Source organism: Janthinobacterium sp. SUN120, from assembly GCF_030397735.1.
GTDB lineage: Bacteria > Pseudomonadota > Gammaproteobacteria > Burkholderiales > Burkholderiaceae_D > Janthinobacterium > Janthinobacterium kumbetense.
Genome location: NZ_JAPUBW010000001.1, coordinates 96,147 through 117,408, shown reverse-complemented (window position 1 = coordinate 117,408; position 21,262 = coordinate 96,147). Strand labels below are relative to the sequence as shown.

Here is a 21,262-nt window from a genome sequence, read left to right as displayed (position 1 = left end):
TTATTCCTTGGAAGTCGATGCTGCTTTCGCGGCGATCTTGGCGTCTTTTACTTCAGGTTTTGCGGGAGCGACAGGCGCGGTCGGGTCGAAATCCATGGCCACCATCTGCGGCGTCACCGGGGCGCCTGGACGCACCCGCTGCAAGCCGTTGACGACGATCTTTTCGCCCGCCTTCAAGCCTTCGCGCACCACCCGCAAGCCGTCCGAATTCGGGCCCAGCTTCACGGCGCGGTATTCGGCCTTGTTGTCGGCGCCCACCACGTACACGTATTTGCGGCTTTGATCCGTGCCGACGGCGCGGTCGCTGATCAACAGCGCCGTGCTTTGCGCCTGCGGGCCGTTGCCGCCGTCGAGCTGGATGCGCGCGAACAGGCCCGGCACCAGCTGGCGCTCGGCGTTGGCGAAGGTGGCGCGCATACGCACGCTGCCCGTGGCCGGATCGAGCTGGTTGTCGACGAATTCCAGCTTGCCTTCATGCGGGAAGCCCGTTTCGTTGGCCAGGCCCACCTTGACGGTGACGGGCGTACCCTTTTGCGCCGTGCCGGCCACGCGCAGGTACGTATCTTCATCGCCGTCGAAGCTGGCGTAGATGCGGTCCGTCGACACCACGGAGGTGAGGATGGCGGAAGCGTCGATCAGGTTGCCGACGGTGATTTCCGCCTTGCTGACGCGGCCGCTGATCGGCGCCTGCACCTGCGTGTACGACAGGTTCAGCTTGGCCGCTTCATAGGCGGCTTGCGCCGAGCGGGCGTTCGCGTCCAGCTCTTTCAAGCCCGACGCTTTTTCATCGAATTCGCGCTGGGCGATGGCTTTTTCCGCCAGCAGCTTTTCAGCGCGCGACAGTTCCAGCTTGGCCAGTTCCGCCTTGGCGCGGGCCGAGGCAGCCGTGCCTTCGGCGCGCGACACTTCGGCCTGGAATGGGCGCGGATCGATGACGAACAGGACATCGCCTTTTTTGACTTCGCTGCCCGGCTTGAAGTTGACGGCCGTGATGAAGCCGCCGACTCGCGAACGGATTTCCACGCGCTCGATCGCTTCCAGGCGGCCCGAGAATTCCTGCGTTTCCGTGATCTGTTTTTCCACCACGGCGGCGGCCGAGATGGGCGGGCCGCCGGCCGCTGGCGCGTCGGGCACCTTGCTGTTGGCCGAATCGCAGCCGGCCAGGCTCACGGCCACCAGACCTGCCAGCGCGAGCGAGGCAGCCAGGGGCTTGAGCAGAGTGGAAAATTGTTGAACGTTTTTCATTTTATTTCCCTGTTTTATGAAAATTTCTAATGGTATGGGCGGCAGGAAGCAACCCAACTGAAAAAGTGAATGGTGGTGCCATGGCGCCCGACGGCGCTCGATCAAAGGTAAACAGGCCGCCAGCTGCTTAAAAGCGGACGGGGACGACGAAGCTGGCTGTGCGAACGCACAACTCAGGCAGGAAGGGAACTACACTGCGTAGTGTAGCAACCAAAACTCAAAAAGTAAACTGATTAGTGTAAGTTTTTTTGCGGTGCCGCGGATGGCGGCGTCATGACTCGGGCTCCTGCCCCAGTCCGGCGACGAAACTGCTAATTTCGCTCAATACCTGTACCTTGCACGCGCACTCATTGCGGGCGGTGGCGTCTTGCAGCGGCGCGGCGGCCATGCGCCGCACGGTCGTCTTGATGCCGCAGGCGATCAATTTGCTGCCGTATTGTTCAGCCTCGTCGCGCAATGGGTCGTCTTCGCTGGACAAGATCAAGGCTGGCGGCAGGTTCTTCAGGCGGCTCGACTGCAATGGCGACGCGTACGGGTGGGTACGGTCAGCGGCATTCGGCAGGTAGCCGCGGTAGGCGGCGGCGCACTGGTCCGCCACTTCGGCCAGGTCGGGACAGGTCGGCAAGGAGCGCATCGAGCAGGTCGACAGGCCGGGGTCGAGCATCGGCATGATCAGCACCTGGCCCGCGAGGGGCGGTCCGCCCCGGTCGCGCGACATCATCGCGCATACGGCGGCCAGGTTGGCGCCCGCCTCGATGCCCGACACGACCATCTGCTTGCCCGTCCAGCCCAGCTTGGACTTGTTCTTTTTTGCCCACAGCAGCACGGCATGCGCGTCTTCCACGGCGGCGGGAAATGGCCGCACGCGGGCCAAGGTGTAGTTCGCGGCCAGCACCACGTGGTCGGGATTGCTCAGCACGAGGCAGCGCAGGAAGTCGTCTGCATCGTCCAGGTCGCCGTCGACAAAGCCGCCGCCATGGAAGAAGACCATCAGGTTCGGCTGCTTGGCGCCCGGCACGCCGGCCGTGTAGACGCGCGCGCCGAGGGCATCCTGCGCGCCCTGCACCTGGATGTCGCGTATCTTCAGCGCCTGGCCAGGTGCCAGTTCGGCCGCGGTGTCGGCAAAGCTCATTGCGCCACCACCGGCTGCACCGCAGCATCGAGCACCGTGTCGTTCAGGCACAACAGGGCGACGCCGCCCACTTCATGGGTCAGGGCGCTATAACCGCTGGCTTCGCTTTGCGCCGCCATCGAGTATGCATCCGTCGATACCATCGCGGCCAGAGCGAGCGAGCTCATAGCGAGAGCAAGCACTGCAAAGATTCCATTCCGATGACCCATGATTTTTCTCCTGTGAACTTCCTGCGGCATCTACATTTATGCTGCAGTACAACAACTATAGACTTGATCTACAATCTGATAAAGAGTGCAATGACGAATTGATTGTTCAGGATTATGAATAATCAAGCATAAAGTGATAAGGAATCAAGTGAACAAGCTGCAAGCCATGGAAGTTTTCATCCAAGTCGTCGATGCGGGCGGCTTTACGCGCGCGGCGGAAAACATGCAGCTGCCGAAAGCCACCGTCTCGACCCTGATCCAGTCGCTGGAAGCGAGCCTGTCGGTTAAGTTGCTCAACCGCACCACGCGCCACGTCAGCATCACGTCCGATGGCGCCGCCTATTACGAACGCTGCGTGCGCATCCTGTCGGATGTGCGCGAGGCGGAGGAATCGCTGTCGCGCACGCGTTTGAGCCCCAGCGGGCGGCTGCGCGTGGATGCGCCCACGGCCCTGGCCAGCGAACTGATCATCCCCGCCCTGCCCGACTTCTTTGCCCGCTACCCGGACATCTCGCTGGAACTGGGCTGCAGCGACCGCCCCGTCGACCTGATCGAGGAAGGCGTCGATTGCGCCGTGCGCGGCGGCGAATTGGGCGACCTGAACCTGATCGCGCGCCGGGTCGGCGTGCTGCACTTCATGACCTGCGCCTCGCCCGGCTACCTGGCGCGGTACGGCACGCCGCTGCATCCGGACGACCTGGCGCAGCACCGGGGCGTGAATTTTTTCTCCGCCAAGACCGGTAAAACCTTCGATTGGGATTTCACGCGCGCCGGCGACCGCATCCAGATCGCCATGCCCAGCCATATCGCCCTGAACGATTCGAATGCCTACACGGCCGCCGGCCTGGCGGGCCTGGGCATCGTGCAAATGACGCATTTCATGCTTGCGCCCCTGATAGAACAAGGCAAAATGGTGGAATTGCTCAGCGAATGGGAATCCGACCCGCTGCCCATCCACGTGATCTATCCGCCCAACCGCCATCTGTCCGCCAAGGTGCGCGTGTTTGTCGAATGGGTCGCCGACATGTTTACCAACCACCCGGCCACGCAGCTCAAGGGCAAGAGCAGCCTTCCCAGCGCGCGCGCCACCCAGACCGAGGCCCAGCCATGACCGCAGCAAGCACATCGCCGCACCCGCACCGCATCGTCTTTCTCGACCGCGACAGCCTGATCGCCACCGTGCGCCCGCCCGCCTTCGCGCACCGCTGGCAGGAATACCCGCACACGCGGGGCAGCGAAGAGACCGTTTCCCGTTTGCAAGGCGCCACCATCGCCATCACGAACAAGGTGCCACTGCGCGCGGCCGAGCTGGCGCAGTTGCCGGACCTGCAAATGATCGCCGTGGCCGCCACGGGCACGGATATCCTCGACCTGGCTGCCTGCCGCGAACGGGGCATCGTCGTGGCGAATATCCGCGACTATGCGCGCGCCACCGTGCCCGAACACACGCTGGCCCTGATGCTGGCCCTGCGCCGCCAGCTGGTCGCCTACCGCGCGGACGTGGAAGCGGGCCTGTGGCAGGCGTCCGACCGCTTCTGCCTGTTCGGCCACCCGATCCGCGACCTGGCCGGCAGCCGCCTGGGTTTGCTGGGCTATGGCGCGCTGGGCAAGTCCGTGGCCCAGCTGGGCCGCGCCTTCGGCATGCAGGTGATCGTGCACAACCGTTCGCCCATCAATGAAGATGGCGTGAAGGAAGTGGGCTTCGACGAATTGCTGGCCAGTTCCGACGTGCTGAGCCTGCACCTGCCGCTGACGGACACCACGCGCAACATCATCGGGGCAAAGGAACTGGCGCGCATGCAGCCGACCTCGCTATTGATCAACACGGCGAGGGGCGGCCTCGTCGATGAAGCGGCACTGGCCGAGGCCTTGAAAAACGGCGTGATCGCCGGCGCCGGTTTCGACGTGCTGTCCAAGGAGCCGCCCCCGCCCGACAACCCGCTGCTCAATTTGCGCCTGCCCAACTTCATCCTCACGCCGCACACGGCCTGGGCCAGCGGCGAAGCCATGCAAAAGCTGGCCGACATTTTGATCGGCAACGTGGAAGCGTTCGAACGGGGTACACCGACGAACGTGGTGGCATGAGCCTGTTAAACGAGCTGGATGAACTGCTGTGCAGCGACGACGATGAATACGACCGCCTCGATCTGTTTCTCGAGGCGGACGAGCTGATCCGGCAACTGCAGTCCTCCGACGTGCCCGCGCTGCTGGCCCTGTGGCAGGCGCGCGGCCCGTGCTGGCAGCAGCGTTTCACGCAAGCAAGCAGCAACATCGACGGCGCCGTCCTGCGCGCCCTGCTGGCCGGTTTGCTGCAGATCAAGGAGCCCGCCCACGGCGTGCTTGAATTGATGTCGCGCCTGCCGCCCGTCGCCGACGACTCCGCCCTCAGCGACGCCCTGCTCGACTACGCCGAGCAAGCCTGGCATGCGGAACCGGCGCGGCAGCGGCAAATCCAGATCAGTTGCTGGAGCTGCGGACTGTCGGGCCGGCTGTTGAAGCGGCTGGGACTGGCGTCGTGGAAAGACGCGGGCTTGTAGGAACTACGGCGCGGCAGGCCGCTCGAAGGAAAACCCCGGCGCATACGCGTGATAGCCATCGAAATCGCCCTTGCCGATGGCCGCGCCGGCGCTGCGCGCAATCGCATACGCCATGCTGAAGTGAAAGTAGAAATTCGGCAGGATGTACAGCTGCAAGAATTCATCGGCCGGCAGCGCGATGTCGGCGAAGCCGGCGCGGTCGCGGCAGATGCGCTCCGGCGGCCCGTCGAAGCGCTCCACGGGAATGTCCTTGAGGTAGCGCATGGTGTGTGCGATCTGTTCCTGCAGGCTGGCGGCGGCGCTGAAATCGGCCACGGCCAGCCCCGCCAGCGGGCAGCAGCCGCGCAGGGAAAAGCTCACGGCCGCGCGCACTTGCTGGGCGAATGGCAGCATGTCGGGGTGCAGGCGCGCCGCCAGCATGTGCGGCGCGGTGCCGGTCTTGTCGAGCATGGCGGAAAGCTGCGCCAGGGAACGGCAAAAGATGGCGGCCGGGTGGATGGGTATCACGCCTGTCATGCCGAGCCTCCTGCCGCCGCATCGTGCGCCACGGCCTGCTTCAGCACGCGGATCAGGCGGCGTTCATGGCGGCCCACGGCGACCCAGTCCCACGCATCGGTCTGGCCCAAGTCCGGGTAAAGGGGCTGCCATTTTTCCGCGCGCTTCTGCGAATTGGCGCTCACATGCGAGGCCAGTCCCTTGCCGCTGGACAGGCGCAGGTAGACGCGGATGACGCCCCAGCCTTCGCACACGTAACGGTAGGTAAGGCCGCCGCACTTGGCCGGGTCGAGGGCGATACGGCGCGGGGCAAAGTGCCCGGCCATGTCCGGGTAATGCACGGCAAGGAACACCTCGCCGGCCCCTTCGGCCTCCAGCCTGGCCGCATACGCGCACAGCTCGGCAGGCGAGTGGAAATACAGCGTTTCCCGTTCCATCTGCGAATACGCCTGCGCCACGGCCGCGCCGGGCTTGGCAAAGATTGCCGCGGCCATGGCCGCGATGCCTGCTGTTGATAATGCCACTGTCCCTGCCTTTCCTGTTGCCTGATGGTTACGCCATGCGCCGCCATCCTAGCATGGCGTCAACGGCGATGGCGGCTGAAAAACTCCCACATGACCTCATTCGCATCGATGGCGCGCGTGGTCTTGCCGATGGGCAGGCCGACGTTGAAAGCATCGGCGCCCGGCCACGTGTGGCCGCCTTCCTTGACGGTGATCAAGGCCACGCTGGCGCCAGCGGCGCCCTGCTCCAGCCAGCTCACTTGCGTGGCGTCGCCTGCGGGGCCAGGGAGCAGGCGCGGCTGCGGCCTGGCACCTTCGATGCCGTTGTGCTGGCGCCAGTAGTCGAACGTATCCTCGGCGGAGAGATAGCCGCCATCCTTGCCCCCATACGCGACCACCTTGTCGGCCGTGCCCTGTATCAGCAGCATGCCGACCTTGTCCGCCTTCCTGTGATGCTGCCGTACCGGTTCCGGCATGGGCGCCCCCACCGAGGCGACGGCGGCGAACTGTTGCGGCAGTTCGGCTGCCAGGCGCAGGGCAAAGAAACCGCCGCGCGACAGGCCCGTGGCATACACGCGCTGCTCGTCGATGCGGTAATCCTGCTTGAGTTTGCTCAACATCGCTTGCGTAAAGCCGACGTCGTCCGTGCCCGCAAGGTAATCCATGCCGAAGCCCACGTTCCAATCCTGCTTGATGCCTTGCGGATACACAACGATGAACTGGTGCCGCTCGGCCGTCTTGTTCATCTGCGTGTACAGCATTTGTTCCGCCATGCTCATGCCGCCGCCATGGAAATTGAAGACGACGGGAAAGGTCTTCTGAGGTTGGCTTTGATACGCAGCCGGCGTGTAGACGATGTAGCGGCGTTTTTCATCCTTGTGGACAATGCTGGTCACTTGCGCCAGCGCAGGGATGCTGGTGCAGGCCAGCACAAGCAGGCTGATCAGAAATTTCATGCGGTTTCCTCCGTTAATCAAGAGCTTGCAGCTTACGCAGGCACCGGTGAAATCGCGGTGAAATCCACCGACTTTATTGCGCCCGGGCCAGAACGATGGCGACACGGAACTGCGTCGCGCCCGGATGGAAAACAATGTCCCAGTGCATGGCTTTTGCCAGGCGCAGCAGCAGGTCCTGACCATGCGCGAAACCGTGGATGCGTGGCGCTTGCCCCGGCTGCACGGTATTCTGGATGCTCAGGCAACCTTGTGCAAACGCAATACCGATGCGGCTATCGGGGCCGCCATGGAACAACGCATTCGCCAGGCAATTATTCAGGAGCAACATGACCAGTTGCGGATTGCCGACCACCTCCAGCCGCTCGGGCAAGTCCAGGGTCAGCAGGCTGGCATCCCAAGGGTGTTCGTCAAGCAGGCGCAGCAGGCATTGCTCGATGCAGCCGCGCAATTCGACCACGTCGCCCGGCAATTGCTCGGCCCGCGCCAGCGCGAACAGCGCGTCGATGGTGGCGCGCATCTCGTCCGTGGATTGCCGCAGCTGCGCCTGCTCCTGCTTGCCCAGCGGCTGCACATAGTCCAGCGCCAGGGTGTTGTGCATGAGGGTCAGCGGCGTGCGCAATTCATGGCTGACGTCGCGGGTAAAAGCCTGTTCGCGCCGCAACACCGCCTGCAGTTCGGCAAAGGTGGTTTCCAGGCGGCGCGCCAGGAAACCGATCTCATCGGGGCGGTCGCGCTCGCTGAAATGGACGGCGCCGCCGGGCGCCAGCCGGCGCGCTTCCTGAGCCAATCTCTGCAAGGGCAGCACGAGGCGCCGCGCCAGCCAGTACGCCAGCAGCAGGGCCAGGCCGATCAGCGCCAGCGCCACGCCAGCCACGACGCCGCCCACTTCCCGCGCCAGGCGCGAGACCACCAGCACGGGCGCCACGTCGGCCAGCAGGTACGCGCGCTGCGGCTGGCCGCCGGCAACGATATCGAGCGCCAGCACGTGATAATGCTGGCCCGTCGTCGTAAACACTTCGCCGCGCGGGGCGGACGGCGGCACGTGCGCACGCACCGCTTGAGGCAAGTCAAGGTAACTGCCATAAACCGTGATGAGGTCGCTGCCAGAAGGCGTAAGCTTGCCATGCTGCTGCCAGCGCATGCTGACGGCCGCCGCTTCGCGCTCGAGCAGGCGCTGCACCAGCATGTCTTCCGTGACGTAGGCAATCACCAGCGCCAGGCCCGTGTAGCATAGGCACAGCAGGATGGTGAAGCCGGCCAGGGCGGCAAACAGGCGCTGCCGGATCGACTTGCTCATGACGATGCCGCAGCGTCGAAGGCCAGGCGGTAGCCCAGCTGCGGTATGGTCACCAGCATGCTAGCCGCGCCAGCCCCGCCAAGCAACTCCAGCTGCTTGCGCAGCGCATAGATGTGCGATTTGAGCGCATCGCTGTCGGGCGGCTGGCTGCCCCACAGCTGCTGCAGCAAGGCCGAGCGCGAGACGGCGTGCGGGTATTCGCGGCACAGCAGCAGCAATATCTTGAAACCCGTCTGCGTCAATGGCAGCGGTGCGTCGCCATACAGGGCGCGCCCTGCGCGCGTCTGCAAGGTGAACGGTCCCACGCGCATTTCCTGGTGCACGTGCAACTGCTGCCGGCGCGCCAGCGCTTCGCAGCGCAAGGCCACTTCGCGCAAGTCGAACGGCTTGGTCTGGTAATCATCGGCGCCATCGCGAAAGCCGCGCGCCTTGTCTTCGTACGCATCGCGCGCCGTCAGCATCAAAATCGGCACATTGCTGGGCGCGGCCGCCTTGATGGCGCGGCACACTTGCAAACCATCCATGTCGGGCAGGTTCAGGTCCAGCAGCACCACGTCATAGCTGTTGCGCGTGGCCAATTGCACGGCCAGCGTACCCGTGCCCGCATGGTCCGTCTGCCAGCGCAAGCCGTCGAGGAAATCGAGCACCTGGCGCGCGATGGCCAGGTGGTCTTCCACCAGCAGGATACTCAGGGGAAGTTTATTCATCGCATGCCGGCAATGCGCGCATACAGCCAGAAATTGCCGGATCTTCCGCGAATTTGCCGGTAGCAGCGCAGATAGCCTTCCCGCTCGAAAGCGCAGCGTTCGAGCACACGCATCGACCGTTCATTGCTTTCCAGCACGGTTGCCTGGATGCGCAGGAAGCCGAGGCGCTGGAAACCCCAATCCACGACAGCGTTCACGACGGACGTGGCCACGCCCTGTCCCCACACGGCAGGAGCAAGATCGTAGGCGATTTCAGCCGTGCCGTGCTGCGGGGAAATGGCATTGAAGCCGACCGTGCCCACCAGCCGGCCCCCGTCGTGCAGCACGACAGCCAGCCGAAGGGACGACGATGGCTGGGCCGATGCATAGTCATCGAAATTGGCCTGCAGATCGTCGGCGCACTGCAAGTTCCAGCTCGTGTGCTCCACGACGACAGGGTCGGCCAGGTAGGCATACCAGGCGGGCGCGTCGCTGCATTCCAGCGGGCGCAAGGTCACCAGCGGGTGGCCTGAAGCGGGTAGATCGACAGCGATCATCGCCCGGCATCCTCCTCAGCTGCGGCTTGGCGTTTGCTGGAACGCGTCGCCAACCTGTCCGCTCACGCGGCGCCCTTGCGCCGCGCTTCCCACTCGCGGCGCAGCAAGCCATACAGCGCCGAGTCGCTGACCTGGCCACCGACGATCCAGCGTTCGGGCAGAAAACCTTCCTTGTTGAAACCCTGGCGTTCCAGGGCGCTGGCCGAACCGGCGTTGTGCGGGTCGATATCGGCTTCCAGGCGGTTCAGGTCGCGGTCGATGAAGGCGAATTCCAGCAGCGCCGACAGCGCTTCGTGCATATAGCCCTTGCCCCAGTACGGGCGGCCCAGCGCGTAGCCGATCTCGGCGCGGCGGTTCTGGCGGTGCTCGGAAAACAGGCTGCAGCTGCCCAGGTATTCGCCCGTCGCCTTCAGCTCGACGGCGAAGCGGAAGAATTCCTCTTTCTCGAAAGCGGCGATGTCCTCGGCAATCTGGCGCGCGGCGCGGCCCGTGTCTTCCCAGGGTGGTTCGCTGAAATAGCGCATCACTTCGGGATCGGAATGCATGGCGAACTGCGCCGCCTCATCGGACGGTTGCGGCTTGCGCAGGATCAATCGTTCAGTAGTGATGGTCTTGCTGTAGGTCATGGCTCTCCAGTCTGGCTGCAAACGGACGAAGGCTTATTATTCCATGCAACTATAACGATGTGGCAATTTTGTGCGCCTGCTTTTAATGTAGTATGGCAATATTTCCACCATATCATTGATGCAACTTCATGATTCGCCTATGGATGCAGTAAAGGATGCAACAAACAAGGACGCGGCGGGCACCCTGCCGGCGCAGCCCGAGGTCTTGAGCAGGCACAAGCGGCCAGTGATCGTCTGGGCCAGCATCGCCTTCTTCTGCATGTGCGCCATGCTGCTGGGCATGACCATCTGGATCGTCTGGTCTTCGCGCGAAGTCCGCCTGCGCGAGAGCAGCGCGGCGACGGAAAACATGGCGCGCGCCCTTGCCACGCAAGCCTACATGGAACTGGAAGTCGCCGATGTCATGCTGGAAGATATCGTCGAACACGTCCGCAACGAAGGCAATAATGACGCCACGGGCGAGCGCTTGCAATCGCACCTGCAGCAGCTGTCGAGGAATATCGTGGAAATTGCCGGCGTCTTCATTTTTGACAGCCAGGGGGACTGGCTGGCCACCTCGTCCGGCGCCAGGCAGGACGGCAACAACGCCGACCGCGATTATTTCACCTATCACAAGACGCATGCGCAGCTGGGCAGCCGCATCAGTGCACCCGTGCGCAGCAAATCCAGCGGGCAATGGGTCTTGCCCGTGTCGCGCCGGGTGGAATTGGCGGACGGTTCCTTTGCCGGCGTGGTGCTGGTCACCCTGGGGCTCGCCTCCTTCGAACGCATCTACGATAGCCTCAACCTTGGCAACACGGGCACGGCATTCTTTGCCCTCGACGACGGCACGCTGATTTACCGGCGGCCGTTCCAGCCCAATGTCATCGGCATGGATATTTCGTCGGGCGCACTCTTGCGCGCCTACCGCGAAAAAGGACCTGTCGGCACGGCCATGATGACGGCGAAGGTGGACGAAATCGAACGGCTGTACAGCTATCGCCACCTGGAACGCTTTCCCGTCATCGTGGCGGCGGGGCTCTCGAAGGAAGACGTCTTCGCCGAGTGGCAAAAGCTGAGCATGCAAATCGTGCTGGCGTCGCTGACGGCGGGAGCGGCGCTGATCTACCTGTTCCGCAAGCTGATGCGGCAGATTGCCGTACGCGACCGCATCGAAGCCAGCCTGCGCCTGGCCACGGCGGAGCTGCGGCACGCGAATGCGGACCTGGCGGCGCGGGCGTCGCAAGACGGCTTGACGGGACTGGCCAACCGCCGCTGTTTCGACGAGACGCTGGCACAGGAATTGAAGCGCGCCCAGCGCAGCGGCCATGAAGTGTCGCTGATCATGCTCGATGTGGATTTCTTCAAGAAATTCAACGACCAGTATGGCCACGTGGCGGGCGACGAGTGCCTGCAGGCAGTTGCCGGCGCCGTGGCCCTCAGCGTCGGCCGGACCGAAGACCTGGCGGCACGCTATGGCGGCGAAGAGTTCGCCGTGATCATGCCCGACACCAACGCTGCGGGCGCGCTGGACGTGGCGGAAGCCATCCGCTCGGGCGTGGAAGCCTTGCAGATTGCCCATGCGGCCAGCGCGAACGGCGTCGTGACCGTCAGCCTGGGCGCGGCCACGCTGCAGCCCGCACGGGAGCGCTGCAGCGACAGCAGCGAGCTGATACGCCAGGCCGACGCCTTGCTGTACCAGTCGAAAAATACGGGCCGCAACCGCGTCAGCGTCAGCAGCGGCGGACCAGCAGCATGACGCCGCCCATGTCAGGGAAAAGAATCGCCCTCACCATGCCGGTCACCCTCATCGCACTGGCCATCTGGCTGGGCTTGAGCCTGGGCGGCCGCTGGCTGGAAGCGGCCGGCTACGCCTTGCCGGGCGCCGCCGTCACCGGCCGCATCGGCCTGTCGTGGGCGCTGGCCGCCCTATTTGCGCTGGCGCTGCTGCTGGCCTCAAGCCGGCGCCGCGCCGCGGGCCTGTGCGCGCCGCAGCCATGGAAAACGCTGTGGCTCGTCTCGCCGCCCCTGCTGTATGCGCTGCTGATGCTGTTGCTGGCCTGGGCCGGCGGCTGGCCGCAGCCGCGCGTGCTGCTGATCGTCGCTTGCAATGCGGCGCTGGTGGCCGTCTCGGAAGAGCTGATGTTCCGCGCCATCTTGCTGCAAGGCATGCTGGAGCGCTACGCCATCTGGCCCGCCGTCCTGATGTCCTCGGCACTGTTCGGCCTGGCCCATACGGCCAACGGCCTGGCCACGGGCGACGTCAGCGGCGCCCTGTGGCAAGCCGTGGCCGCCACCTTGCAGGGCGTCGGCTACGCGGCCATCCGCCTGCGCACCCGCTCCATCTGGCCCATGGTGCTCGTGCATGGCTTGTGGGACTACGCGCTGGTGACGGCCACCTTGCCCAACCCGGCCGAAGACGGCGCGTCTATCCTGCCGTATATCGCCCTGTTGGCCGTGCTGCCCCTGTGCCTGTACGGCGTCTACCTGCTGCGCCCCAGCCAGCGCGCCGTCCTATCGCAAGCGCAACTATAATATTGCGACACAATTTTCCACCCACTTGCCGAGAAAGCTGAATGGCGTTTTTTTCACGTGATTACGAAGTATTCCTGCTGCTGGCCGCGCCCGCTGCGGCGCCGCTATGGGATGCGGCGCAATGGACACCGTTCGCCGCCAGCCTCGATGGCCTCATGGAGCAAGCGCGGACGAGGGGTAAGCCCGGCGTGCGCAGCCATCAATACAATCCCAAGGGCAAGCCGATTTCCTTTGGCCGCCTGGGCTGGGACGACAAATCGCACGCGAAGTGGACGCATACGCCGGAAACACGCGACGCCCGCTTCATGAGCCTGGAAGCGTGGGCGCCCACCTGGACCATTTGCGAAAAGGACGACCAGGCGCCCGATGTGTTCCTCGCCCTGGCCAATGAGTCGCTGCTGGGACTGGCAGACAAACCCTTGCAATTTGGCCAGCGCCTGGTGTGTGCCATCGCCACGGACATGGGTCCGGAAGCGGCCGCCGCCTTGCGGCACGCCTTGACGCAGCTGGCGGCGCAGCAAGACGCCGTCGTCTTCGCCCACACGCGACGCCAGTGGGGTAGCGCCTCGCCATACGGCGGTTTCACGGACGCCATCCAGGATATGCTGATCGGCGGCCTGTTCCGACAAGACGACCCGCATGTGCAGCCGCTCGATGACGCCACGTTCCGCGAAAAGTGGACCTTGCTCGACCTCCCCCATTTATGAACGGACTCCCATGCCACGCCTGACCTTCTCCATCCTGCTGTGCTGCAGCGTCCATGCGGGCGCCTTCGAACTGAGCGGCACCATCCGCAGCAACGGCCCGCCGCTGCCGCAAGCCATCAGCATCGTTGCCGAGCGCATGCACGGCGAGCCGCAGATACATGGCACGGTAGAAAATGGCCGCTACCGCATTGATGTGCCAGCAGACAGCACACTGGCACTGCTCCTGCAATCGCCGGGCTGGGAAGCGGAGCCCAAGCTCATCTTCAGCGCGGCCACGGCGGGCGCGCTGGACTTCCTGCTGTATCCGGCCGCGCTGCCCGAAGCGGCGCTGGCAGCCGAATTGCGGACCATGGAACAGGAAGACCAGGCCCTGCGCGCGGGATTCCCGCCAACGGGGCCGGACCTGGCCACACGCCAGCGCATGCTGGCCACGGATGAAGCACGTGAGCAACGCTTGCGGCAAATCATCGCCAGCAAAGGCTGGCCCACGCAAACAATGGTCGGCTACAAGGCGGCGGGCAGCGCCTGGCTGATCGCCCAGCATGGATCAAGTGCCTTCCTCAAAAGCAGCCTGGTCCTGATGCGCGCAGCAGCGGCACGGGGAGAGATCACGCCTTCGAAGCTGGCACTGGCGATCGACCGCGACCTGTGCAGCAACAATCAGCCGCAGCTGTACGGCAGCCAGTTCCGCACGGATAGCACCGGCAAGACGTTCCCCTGCCCCATCGACGATCCGCAGCGCCTGGAGCAGCGCCGCGCCAGCATGGGCATGGAACCCTATGCACAGTACCGGCAGTTATTCGAACAGGACAATTGACAACGTCAACCGTTGCATGGCATCGTTGCACCATGCAATCGCCATTCCCGCCCCTGCCATCGATTATTGCCGCCATTTCACACATGGTGGCTGGACAGGAATGACATTGACCAAGCCGCCTGAGAGGCGGCTTTGATTTGCAGCAACTGGTCAAGACGTCTCGCAGACTATTTTTCACTTTCAGCGAGCGACCATGCAAACCACTTCCGGTACCACCGTTCCCACCACGCCCACCCTGCACCTCGTGTGCGGCAAGATTGCCTCGGGCAAATCCACCCTGACCGCCCGCCTTGCGGCGGCGCCGCACACCGTGCGCATCAGCGAAGACAGCTTGCTGGCGCAACTGTATCCGGGCCAGATCGCCAGCCTGGCCGACTACGCGGCTTGCGCGGCGCGGCTGCGCGCGGCCATCGCCCCCTTGTGCCTGCAGATGCTGCAGGCGGGCGTGTCCGTCGTCCTCGATTTCCCCGCGAATACGCCGGCCAGCCGCGCCTGGATGCGCGACCTGTTCCAGCAGGCGGGCACGCCGCACGTGCTGCATTACCTCGACGTGACGGATGAGGAATGCAAGGCGCGCTTGCGCCAGCGCAATGCCAGCGGGCTGCACCCGTTTTCCACCAGCGACGCGCAATTTGATGACATCACGCGCCACTTCGTGCCGCCCCAGGCATCGGAAGGTTTTGAAATCGTGCGGATTGCCGCTTAAAACGTTCCCGGCAGCAGGATTTTCTTGTCCACCTGCTGCAGGTCGCGCAAGCCGCAGAACGCCATGGTCAAGTCCAGTTCGTTGCGGATGATGTCCAGGCATTTGGTGACGCCCGGCCCGCCCATGGCGCCCAGGCCGTACAGGAACGGGCGGCCGATGTACACGCCCCTGGCGCCCAGGGCCACGGCCTTGATCACGTCCTGGCCGGAGCGGATGCCGCCGTCCATGTGCACTTCGATCTGGCTGCCGACGGCGTCGACGATGGCGGGCAAGGCTTCGATCGACGATTGCGCGCCATCGAGCTGGCGTCCGCCGTGGTTCGAGACGATCAGCGCGTCAGCGCCGCTTTCCACGGCCAGGCGCGCATCTTCCGGGTCCATGATGCCCTTGATGATGAGTTTTCCACCCCAGCGCTGCTTGATCCATTCCACGTCCGCCCACGACAGGCTCAGGTCGAACTGCTGCTGCGTCCAGGCCGACAGGGACGACATGTCCGACACGGACGTGGCGTGGCCGACGATGTTGCCGAAGCCGCGCCGTTTCGTGCCCAGCATGCCCGCCACCCAGCGCGGCTTGGTGGCCATGTTGAGGATATTCGGAATGGTGAGTTTCGGCGGCGCCGACAGGCCGTTGCGCAAGTCCTTGTGGCGCTGGCCCAGCACCTGCAAGTCCAGCGTCAATACCAGCGCGCCGCACTTGGCGGCCTTGGCGCGGTCGATCAGGCGGTTGATGAATTCGCGGTCTTTCATCACGTACAGCTGGAACCAGAACGGTTTCGTCGTGTTCGCCGCCACGTCCTCGATCGAACAAATGCTCATGGTCGACAGGGTGAACGGCACGCCGAATTGCTCGGCCGCCTGGGCCGCGAGAATTTCGCCATCCGCATGCTGCATGCCCGTCAAGCCCGTGGGCGACAGGGCTACCGGCATCGACACGTGCTGGCCCACCATGGTCGAAGCCAGGCTGCGGTTTTCCAGGTTGACGGCCACGCGCTGGCGGAACTTGATCTTGGCGAAATCGCTGTTGTTGGCGCGGTACGTCGATTCCGTCCAGGAACCGGAATCGGCGTAGTCGTAAAACATGCGCGGCACCCGTTTCTGGGCCAGCACGCGCAAGTCTTCGATGCAGGTGATGATACTCATGCGTTTCCTCGGTCGATGGCAAGTCAAGCCATGATCGTGCATTTGCCGGCAATTGTCTATCCGGCAGGCAATGCCATCGGACGTCGCGCCACGCTTACCAGCCGCGCGCGCCGAGGATCTTCTCGCCCAGTGCAGTCAGCTGCGCCTGCGGATAGCGCAGCTGTTCCTTTTCCTCGGGGTCGCCAGGAAACGCATAGCCTTGCGGCGCGCTGCGCTCGCGCCAGCTTTGCACGCGCCAGTCGCGCAAGGCTTGATTGTCTTCCTGGGCTGGCGTGAAGGAAATGTATTGCGCCAGGCGCACCTGGTCCGTCGACGTGTTCGGGCGGATGCCGTGCGCCAGCAGGCTGTTGAAGATCAACAACTCCCCTTTCTTCATGGCGATGAATTCCATCGGATACGGCACCGTCGTCAGGTCAGGCTGCCACGGGTTGCGGTCTTGCGGCACGGTCTTGCGCCACGCCAACAAGTTGCTGAACAATTCCGGATAGCATTGAAAGCCGCCGCTGTCGGGCGAGGTGTCGGACAGGGCCAGCACGCCTTGCACGTTGACGGGCAGCGGGTCGAGCGTGGTGTCGGCATCCCAGTGGATGAAGCCGCCGAACTTGCGCTTGCCATTGTTCGGCGTGTTCAGGTTGGCGCGGTCGATGGTCACCCACAAATCCTGACGGTCCCAGATGTCGACAAAGGCGTCATACACGCGCTGGGTCTGGCGGTTATCCCACAGGGTCTGGTTGTGATAGGCCTCGACCATGCCTGAACCGTTGAGCTCTTTCATCGCGTGGTCGCGCAGCTGGTCCCGGTTCCAGGTGGAGGGGTCGTGCTGGTCGAGTCCCTGGAATTCCCACAGGAAATCCGTCGTGCGGCGCACCTGTTCCGGCGTCACGGCATCCTTGACGATGACGTAACCGTAGGTTTGCCAGTGCAGGAAATCGCTGTCGGACAGCACACGCAGGGGCAACTGTTTTTGTATGTCGCGCAACTGGGTCTGTTCCGTGTAAGCCACGGACGGATTGCCGGGACGGTCTTCGCCGTACTGATATCGGTTTTGCATCGCTGTCTCCTGTGTTGGTGTGGACAGATTGTGCTCCGGCAGTGCCGCATAAAATGCGTGCGCAGCAACCAAAACTGATACTATCCTGACCATCACCCTCTTTAAAACGTCACAATGACGCCTTTATTTGAACAAGTCACGATTCCGACGGGCCACTCCTGGGGCTTGCTGTGGCGCGAACTCGATGCGATTCCCTTCCTCTGGCATTACCACCCGCAATTCGAGCTGACCCTGACGGTCAATGCGCGGGGGCAACGCTATATCGGCGACCACCTGGGCGATTTCGAACCGGGCGACCTGGTGCTGCTGGGGCCGAATTTGCCGCACACATGGTCGGCCAGCGAGCGCATCGACAGCGCGCAGCCGATGCTGGCCGTCGTCGTGTGGTTTTCGCTGGAATGGGTGGAACAGCTGGCGGCCTGTTTTCCGGAGTTGCACGGCGTGCGGCAACTGGCGCGCCGCGCCGGCCCTGCCCTGCATTTTTCGCCGGCAACGAGCGCGCGCAGCGCAGAGAAACTGCTGCAATTGAATGCACTGCCCGTGCCGCAGCGCCTGCCGCTGTTGCTCGACGTGCTGCTGGACCTGGCTGGCGATGGCGGTGCGCAGCCGCTGGCCTCGGAAGCGCTGGCGCCGGTGCATGCCGATGGACAGCAAAAGCGCATGGCAATCGTGTTTGACTTCATGCACGCGCATTTCCGGGAAGAGATTGCACTGGAAACGCTGGCGCAGCGGGCGGCCCTGTCGCTGGGCGCCTTCCACCGCTGTTTCAAGCGCCATGCGCATTGCACGCCCGGCGAGTACCTGGCGCGGCTGCGCATCGGCCGGGCCTGCCAACAGCTGATCGAAAGCAATCTGGCCATCGCCGTCATCGCGCAAGAGGCGGGCTACCGCAACCTCGCGCATTTCAACCGCCAGTTCCGCGCCGCCAGGCAGGTGACGCCGCGCGCGTTTCGCCAGCAATACCGGCGCGGTGCCACGGGCGCAGCATAAATCCATTCGGAAACGAAAAAGGGGATCAGATTTTACAATCTGACCCCCAATATTCTGGTGCGGCTGGCAGGAATTGAACCCACGACCCCTTGGTTCGTAGCCAAGTACTCTATCCAGCTGAGCTACAGCCGCCTAAGACAAGATTATAGCAGGGCTTTGCAGAATGGCAAAGCCGTGGCGGCGATATTTCACAATTGGCGGCCACTCCTGTCTTGTGGCGGCACACGCACGCCGCATACTTGCTCATTTCATCACATTTCTTTTCAGACTGCGGCGCGAAACCGACAGCTTTGTTACTTGTTGCTCATTATTAATGCATCCAAGAAAAATAAATTGCAATTCATGGAAAACTTTGAGAATGTTTACTAGCAGTAATTTTAATAAAAATACTAAGGGGATACCATGAAGAAGAACTTGCACAAATTATTGCCTCTGGCTGCCGCCTGCGCCGCCGCCCTCATGCTGGCCGCGTGCGGCGGCGGCAGCAGCACCCCCGCCGACCCGGTCGCACCCGTTGCGCCCATCCCTCCCGTCGTGCCCGTTGTGCCCGTTGTACCGCCGCCAGCCACGACGCTCAGCGGCACCGCCGCCGTCGGCGCACCCGTCGCGGGCAGCGTGATTGCCATCGATAGCAAGGGCAAAGTATCCGTGGCGGTCAGTACCGGCGCCGGCGGGGCATACACGCTCGACGTGGGCGGCATGACGGCGCCCTTTCTCCTCAGCATCACCGGCACGGCCGGCGGCAAGCAAGTGACCATGAATTCCATCGCCACGGCAGCGGGACAAACCGTCAATATCACGCCGCTGACCGACCTGATCGTTTCCACGGCGTCAGGCCAGCCTGGCGGCGCCGCCCTGGCAAGCGCCTGCGCGCCCGTCGCCAATGCCGTCCCGGCCGCCTGCACCTCGGCGCTGGCCAGTGCCGCGACCCAGCAACGGCTCGACGCGGCCATCGCCGCTGTCGTCGCCATGATCAAACCGATTAACACCAGCAACACCAATCCGCTGACGGGCGCCTTTGTTGCCAACGGCACGGGCATGGATGCCGTGCTGGACCAGATCCTCGTCGCGCCCGCGGAAGCGCAAGGCGCCATGGCGACGGTCACCCTGATTGCCACCAACAGCACGCTGGGCAGCGTGACCTTGCCTGCCGCCGCCGGCGGCGCCGCCACCATCCCAGCAGCGACGCCGCCATCGGATGCCGACTTGCTCAAGGCGAACGCCGCGGCCAGCGTCTTGCCGGAAATCCGCGCCTGCATGGCTTCGCTCAGCGCCCTGTATCCGAAGACGGGCTTTGTCGCGCCGTCGACGGCAGCCGTGTCGCCGTTCATCGACAGCTCCTTCAATATGGGGACGGGGGTGGGCCAGGCGGAAATCGTGTCGGCCCTGACCAGCACGGACCAGGCCGCCCATGCCGGACTGACCATCGAAGCGCTGGGCTTGGCCAGCGTCAACATGCAACCGTTGAGCACGGATGAAATCGCCACGCTGACGTCCTCGAGCAGCACCTCGACATCGCGCGTCGCCGACTTCATCAACAATCGCCTTGGCGCCGGGGCGACGGCCATCGGCTTCACCGCAGGCAAGCCGAGCAGCGCTTGGGTACAGTTGCGCATAGGAACAGATGCGGGCATGCTCAACTGGAAGCTGGTCAAGACGAGCGATACCAGCGCCTGTGCCGGCGGCTGGAAGCTGGCCGGCAGCGGCCACCTGGACATGCACATGAATGCGCGCATCCAGCGCAGCCTCGACAGTGCGGGCGCGGCCACCTTTGCGCGCGAATGGGCCGCGCACGTCGAGCTCGACACCGTGCTGCAGGACAATCCGGCCATCAACAAGATCGACGTGCGGGGACCGGGCCTGACGACATTCGGCGACTTCCAGACACCGGGCACGGCCGGCAGCAAATTGCAGCTAATCCTGCCAGCCACGGGCTACACCCACATGCGGATTGCCGACAGCAATGGCGCTGCCAGCGCCTTCTACAATAACGCGGAAGCGATCCAGAGCTGCCAGGACCTGGCCAGCTTGCCCGCCGGCACGCCGGGCCTGGGCGCCGGCACCGCCTGCATCGACGAGACGAAAGTGGCGCCTGGCAAGGTGTATGTCTGGACCCTGAAGACAGCGAACGGCCCCGTCAGCGCCTTCCCCTTCCAGATCAATGCCGTGCCGCTGTCGAAAGCGTTTGCCCGGGCAAACCAGGCCAGCCTGTTCGCCACGATCACCAGCATCACGCCGGCGAAACTGTCGTCCATCCCGGCCGCCGTCCTGCTCGATGGCGCGGTGACCTTCAATTACACGCAGTCCGCCACCTACGGATCGAAAATGGACAATTGCGGCCTGTACCTGTTCAATGGCGCCACACCCGTGCTGAACGCGGAACAAAATGCTGTTGGGCAAGAAACCGCGTGCACCTTCACGACCTCGGGATTGAATAGCCTGGCGTCGAATGTGGCGGACCCGGCGCAGTCGGGCGGTTCGCTGTTCAAGTTCACCGGCCCCGTGACGAATGGCGGGCTGTGGGTGACCACCATCGTCCTGGGCAACCAGGCATCCTCGGGCCAGCCGTATCCGAATTGATGGGACATTGGCGCAACTGCGGCAGGCCGCGCCGTCGGCGGCCCGCTGCAGTTGCGCCGGACGAAAAAAAACCCGGAAAGCGAACTTTCCGGGTTTTTTTCACTACTGCAAATACTGGTGCGGCTGGCAGGAATTGAACCCACGACCCCTTGGTTCGTAGCCAAGTACTCTATCCAGCTGAGCTACAGCCGCAAACTCTGACACACTTCGCCGGACGGCGCGAAGCTTGAAACTTTCATCAACACGGGAAAACCCGATGCTGGCAATACTGGTGCGGCTGGCAGGAATTGAACCCACGACCCCTTGGTTCGTAGCCAAGTACTCTATCCAGCTGAGCTACAGCCGCAAAACTTCTACAACATTCCATTAACAACATGGAGGTGAAACTTGTTACAACAAAACCAGGCAAAGTCTGATTTTCAGTATTCTGGTGCGGCTGGCAGGAATTGAACCCACGACCCCTTGGTTCGTAGCCAAGTACTCTATCCAGCTGAGCTACAGCCGCGCAGGCA

22 protein-coding genes and 4 tRNA genes are annotated in these 21,262 nt (G+C 63.7%); 10 read left to right on the top strand and 16 right to left on the bottom strand.

The window, feature by feature from the left end; translation table 11 throughout:
- The 3 genes from O0879_RS00490 to O0879_RS00480 all read right to left on the bottom strand — a co-directional run bounded on the left by O0879_RS00490 (nt 1) and on the right by O0879_RS00480 (nt 2,544).
- Complete coding sequence (locus tag O0879_RS00490) at nt 1-1,245, bottom strand: efflux RND transporter periplasmic adaptor subunit (RefSeq protein WP_099667377.1); 1,245 nt, start codon at nt 1,243-1,245, stop codon at nt 1-3.
- 271 nt (nt 1,246-1,516) lie between these two features.
- The gene (locus O0879_RS00485) at nt 1,517-2,377 is read right to left on the bottom strand and encodes an alpha/beta hydrolase (RefSeq protein WP_251348172.1); all 861 of its coding nucleotides are present in this window, start codon (nt 2,375-2,377) and stop codon (nt 1,517-1,519) included.
- Nucleotides 2,374-2,544, bottom strand: a complete 171-nt coding sequence (locus O0879_RS00480) for a hypothetical protein (protein ID WP_156894740.1) — start codon at nt 2,542-2,544, stop codon at nt 2,374-2,376. The genes O0879_RS00485 and O0879_RS00480 overlap by 4 nt, the downstream gene beginning before the upstream one ends.
- A gap of 190 nt (nt 2,545-2,734) precedes the next feature.
- On the opposite strand from O0879_RS00480, the gene O0879_RS00475 reads away from it, so the two are divergent.
- Genes O0879_RS00475 through O0879_RS00465 form a run of 3 tightly spaced genes read left to right on the top strand, consistent with a single transcriptional unit; the run spans nt 2,735 to nt 5,123 of the window.
- Nucleotides 2,735-3,697 (top strand): LysR family transcriptional regulator, encoded by a 963-nt coding sequence (locus tag O0879_RS00475; RefSeq protein ID WP_289914207.1) that lies wholly within the window; start codon nt 2,735-2,737, stop codon nt 3,695-3,697.
- A complete protein-coding gene (locus tag O0879_RS00470; RefSeq protein WP_289914206.1) occupies nt 3,694-4,671 on the top strand; it encodes a D-2-hydroxyacid dehydrogenase in 978 nt (325 codons plus the stop codon). Before O0879_RS00475 ends, O0879_RS00470 begins: the two co-directional genes overlap by 4 nt.
- The gene (locus tag O0879_RS00465; protein WP_289914205.1) at nt 4,668-5,123 is read left to right on the top strand and encodes a hypothetical protein; all 456 of its coding nucleotides are present in this window, start codon (nt 4,668-4,670) and stop codon (nt 5,121-5,123) included. The genes O0879_RS00470 and O0879_RS00465 overlap by 4 nt, the downstream gene beginning before the upstream one ends.
- A gap of 3 nt (nt 5,124-5,126) precedes the next feature.
- Here O0879_RS00465 and O0879_RS00460 read toward each other — a convergent pair whose 3' ends face one another.
- The 7 genes from O0879_RS00460 to O0879_RS00430 all read right to left on the bottom strand — a co-directional run bounded on the left by O0879_RS00460 (nt 5,127) and on the right by O0879_RS00430 (nt 10,243).
- Nucleotides 5,127-5,639: a DUF1993 domain-containing protein gene (locus O0879_RS00460; RefSeq protein ID WP_289914204.1), complete on the bottom strand. Its 513-nt coding sequence runs from the start codon at nt 5,637-5,639 to the stop codon at nt 5,127-5,129.
- On the bottom strand, nt 5,636-6,112 hold the full coding sequence (locus tag O0879_RS00455) for a hypothetical protein (RefSeq protein WP_289914203.1): 477 nt from the start codon (nt 6,110-6,112) through the stop codon (nt 5,636-5,638). The genes O0879_RS00460 and O0879_RS00455 overlap by 4 nt, the downstream gene beginning before the upstream one ends.
- 89 nt (nt 6,113-6,201) lie before the next feature.
- Nucleotides 6,202-7,077 carry an alpha/beta hydrolase-fold protein gene (locus O0879_RS00450; protein ID WP_289914202.1) on the bottom strand — a complete coding sequence of 292 codons (876 nt, stop codon included), beginning with the start codon at nt 7,075-7,077 and terminating at the stop codon, nt 6,202-6,204.
- Between the two features lie 73 nt (nt 7,078-7,150).
- Nucleotides 7,151-8,374 (bottom strand): HAMP domain-containing sensor histidine kinase, encoded by a 1,224-nt coding sequence (locus tag O0879_RS00445; RefSeq protein WP_289914201.1) that lies wholly within the window; start codon nt 8,372-8,374, stop codon nt 7,151-7,153.
- Complete coding sequence (locus O0879_RS00440; protein ID WP_289914200.1) at nt 8,371-9,081, bottom strand: response regulator transcription factor; 711 nt, start codon at nt 9,079-9,081, stop codon at nt 8,371-8,373. The genes O0879_RS00445 and O0879_RS00440 overlap by 4 nt, the downstream gene beginning before the upstream one ends.
- Nucleotides 9,078-9,617 (bottom strand): GNAT family protein, encoded by a 540-nt coding sequence (locus O0879_RS00435; RefSeq protein ID WP_289914199.1) that lies wholly within the window; start codon nt 9,615-9,617, stop codon nt 9,078-9,080. Before O0879_RS00435 ends, O0879_RS00440 begins: the two co-directional genes overlap by 4 nt.
- Before the next feature lie 62 nt (nt 9,618-9,679).
- Nucleotides 9,680-10,243 (bottom strand): GNAT family N-acetyltransferase, encoded by a 564-nt coding sequence (locus O0879_RS00430; protein WP_289914198.1) that lies wholly within the window; start codon nt 10,241-10,243, stop codon nt 9,680-9,682.
- Between the two features lie 139 nt (nt 10,244-10,382).
- On the opposite strand from O0879_RS00430, the gene O0879_RS00425 reads away from it, so the two are divergent.
- The 5 genes from O0879_RS00425 (at nt 10,383) to O0879_RS00405 (ending at nt 14,987) form a co-directional block, all read left to right on the top strand.
- Nucleotides 10,383-11,981, top strand: a complete 1,599-nt coding sequence (locus O0879_RS00425; RefSeq protein WP_289914197.1) for a sensor domain-containing diguanylate cyclase — start codon at nt 10,383-10,385, stop codon at nt 11,979-11,981.
- Nucleotides 11,982-11,989: 8 nt separating this feature from the next.
- Complete coding sequence (locus tag O0879_RS00420; protein WP_289914196.1) at nt 11,990-12,757, top strand: CPBP family intramembrane glutamic endopeptidase; 768 nt, start codon at nt 11,990-11,992, stop codon at nt 12,755-12,757.
- Nucleotides 12,758-12,798: 41 nt separating this feature from the next.
- On the top strand, nt 12,799-13,464 hold the full coding sequence (locus O0879_RS00415) for a hypothetical protein (RefSeq protein ID WP_289914195.1): 666 nt from the start codon (nt 12,799-12,801) through the stop codon (nt 13,462-13,464).
- A gap of 10 nt (nt 13,465-13,474) precedes the next feature.
- A complete protein-coding gene (locus tag O0879_RS00410) occupies nt 13,475-14,281 on the top strand; it encodes a DUF6624 domain-containing protein (RefSeq protein ID WP_289914194.1) in 807 nt (268 codons plus the stop codon).
- Between the two features lie 193 nt (nt 14,282-14,474).
- On the top strand, nt 14,475-14,987 hold the full coding sequence (locus O0879_RS00405) for an ATP-binding protein (RefSeq protein WP_289914193.1): 513 nt from the start codon (nt 14,475-14,477) through the stop codon (nt 14,985-14,987).
- On the opposite strand, the gene O0879_RS00400 is transcribed toward O0879_RS00405, so the two are convergent.
- Both O0879_RS00400 and O0879_RS00395 read right to left on the bottom strand, forming a co-directional pair.
- Nucleotides 14,984-16,129 carry an alpha-hydroxy acid oxidase gene (locus O0879_RS00400; RefSeq protein WP_289914192.1) on the bottom strand — a complete coding sequence of 382 codons (1,146 nt, stop codon included), beginning with the start codon at nt 16,127-16,129 and terminating at the stop codon, nt 14,984-14,986. The two genes, O0879_RS00405 and O0879_RS00400, sit on opposite strands and share 4 nt — an antisense overlap.
- A 94-nt stretch (nt 16,130-16,223) precedes the next feature.
- Nucleotides 16,224-17,180 carry a phytanoyl-CoA dioxygenase family protein gene (locus O0879_RS00395; RefSeq protein WP_289914191.1) on the bottom strand — a complete coding sequence of 319 codons (957 nt, stop codon included), beginning with the start codon at nt 17,178-17,180 and terminating at the stop codon, nt 16,224-16,226.
- 114 nt (nt 17,181-17,294) lie between these two features.
- On the opposite strand from O0879_RS00395, the gene O0879_RS00390 reads away from it, so the two are divergent.
- Nucleotides 17,295-18,170 carry an AraC family transcriptional regulator gene (locus tag O0879_RS00390; RefSeq protein ID WP_099667361.1) on the top strand — a complete coding sequence of 292 codons (876 nt, stop codon included), beginning with the start codon at nt 17,295-17,297 and terminating at the stop codon, nt 18,168-18,170.
- Nucleotides 18,171-18,225: 55 nt separating this feature from the next.
- Here the strand turns inward: O0879_RS00390 and O0879_RS00385 are convergent.
- Nucleotides 18,226-18,302: transfer RNA gene (locus O0879_RS00385), tRNA-Arg, on the bottom strand.
- Between the two features lie 270 nt (nt 18,303-18,572).
- On the opposite strand from O0879_RS00385, the gene O0879_RS00380 reads away from it, so the two are divergent.
- Nucleotides 18,573-20,750, top strand: a complete 2,178-nt coding sequence (locus tag O0879_RS00380) for a hypothetical protein (RefSeq protein ID WP_289914190.1) — start codon at nt 18,573-18,575, stop codon at nt 20,748-20,750.
- Between the two features lie 115 nt (nt 20,751-20,865).
- On the opposite strand, the gene O0879_RS00375 is transcribed toward O0879_RS00380, so the two are convergent.
- From O0879_RS00375 to O0879_RS00365, 3 genes are all read right to left on the bottom strand, one after another.
- Nucleotides 20,866-20,942, bottom strand: a tRNA-Arg gene (locus O0879_RS00375).
- Between the two features lie 77 nt (nt 20,943-21,019).
- Nucleotides 21,020-21,096: transfer RNA gene (locus O0879_RS00370), tRNA-Arg, on the bottom strand.
- An 82-nt stretch (nt 21,097-21,178) separates the two neighbouring features.
- Nucleotides 21,179-21,255, bottom strand: a tRNA-Arg gene (locus O0879_RS00365).
- Nucleotides 21,256-21,262: the final 7 nt, after the last annotated feature.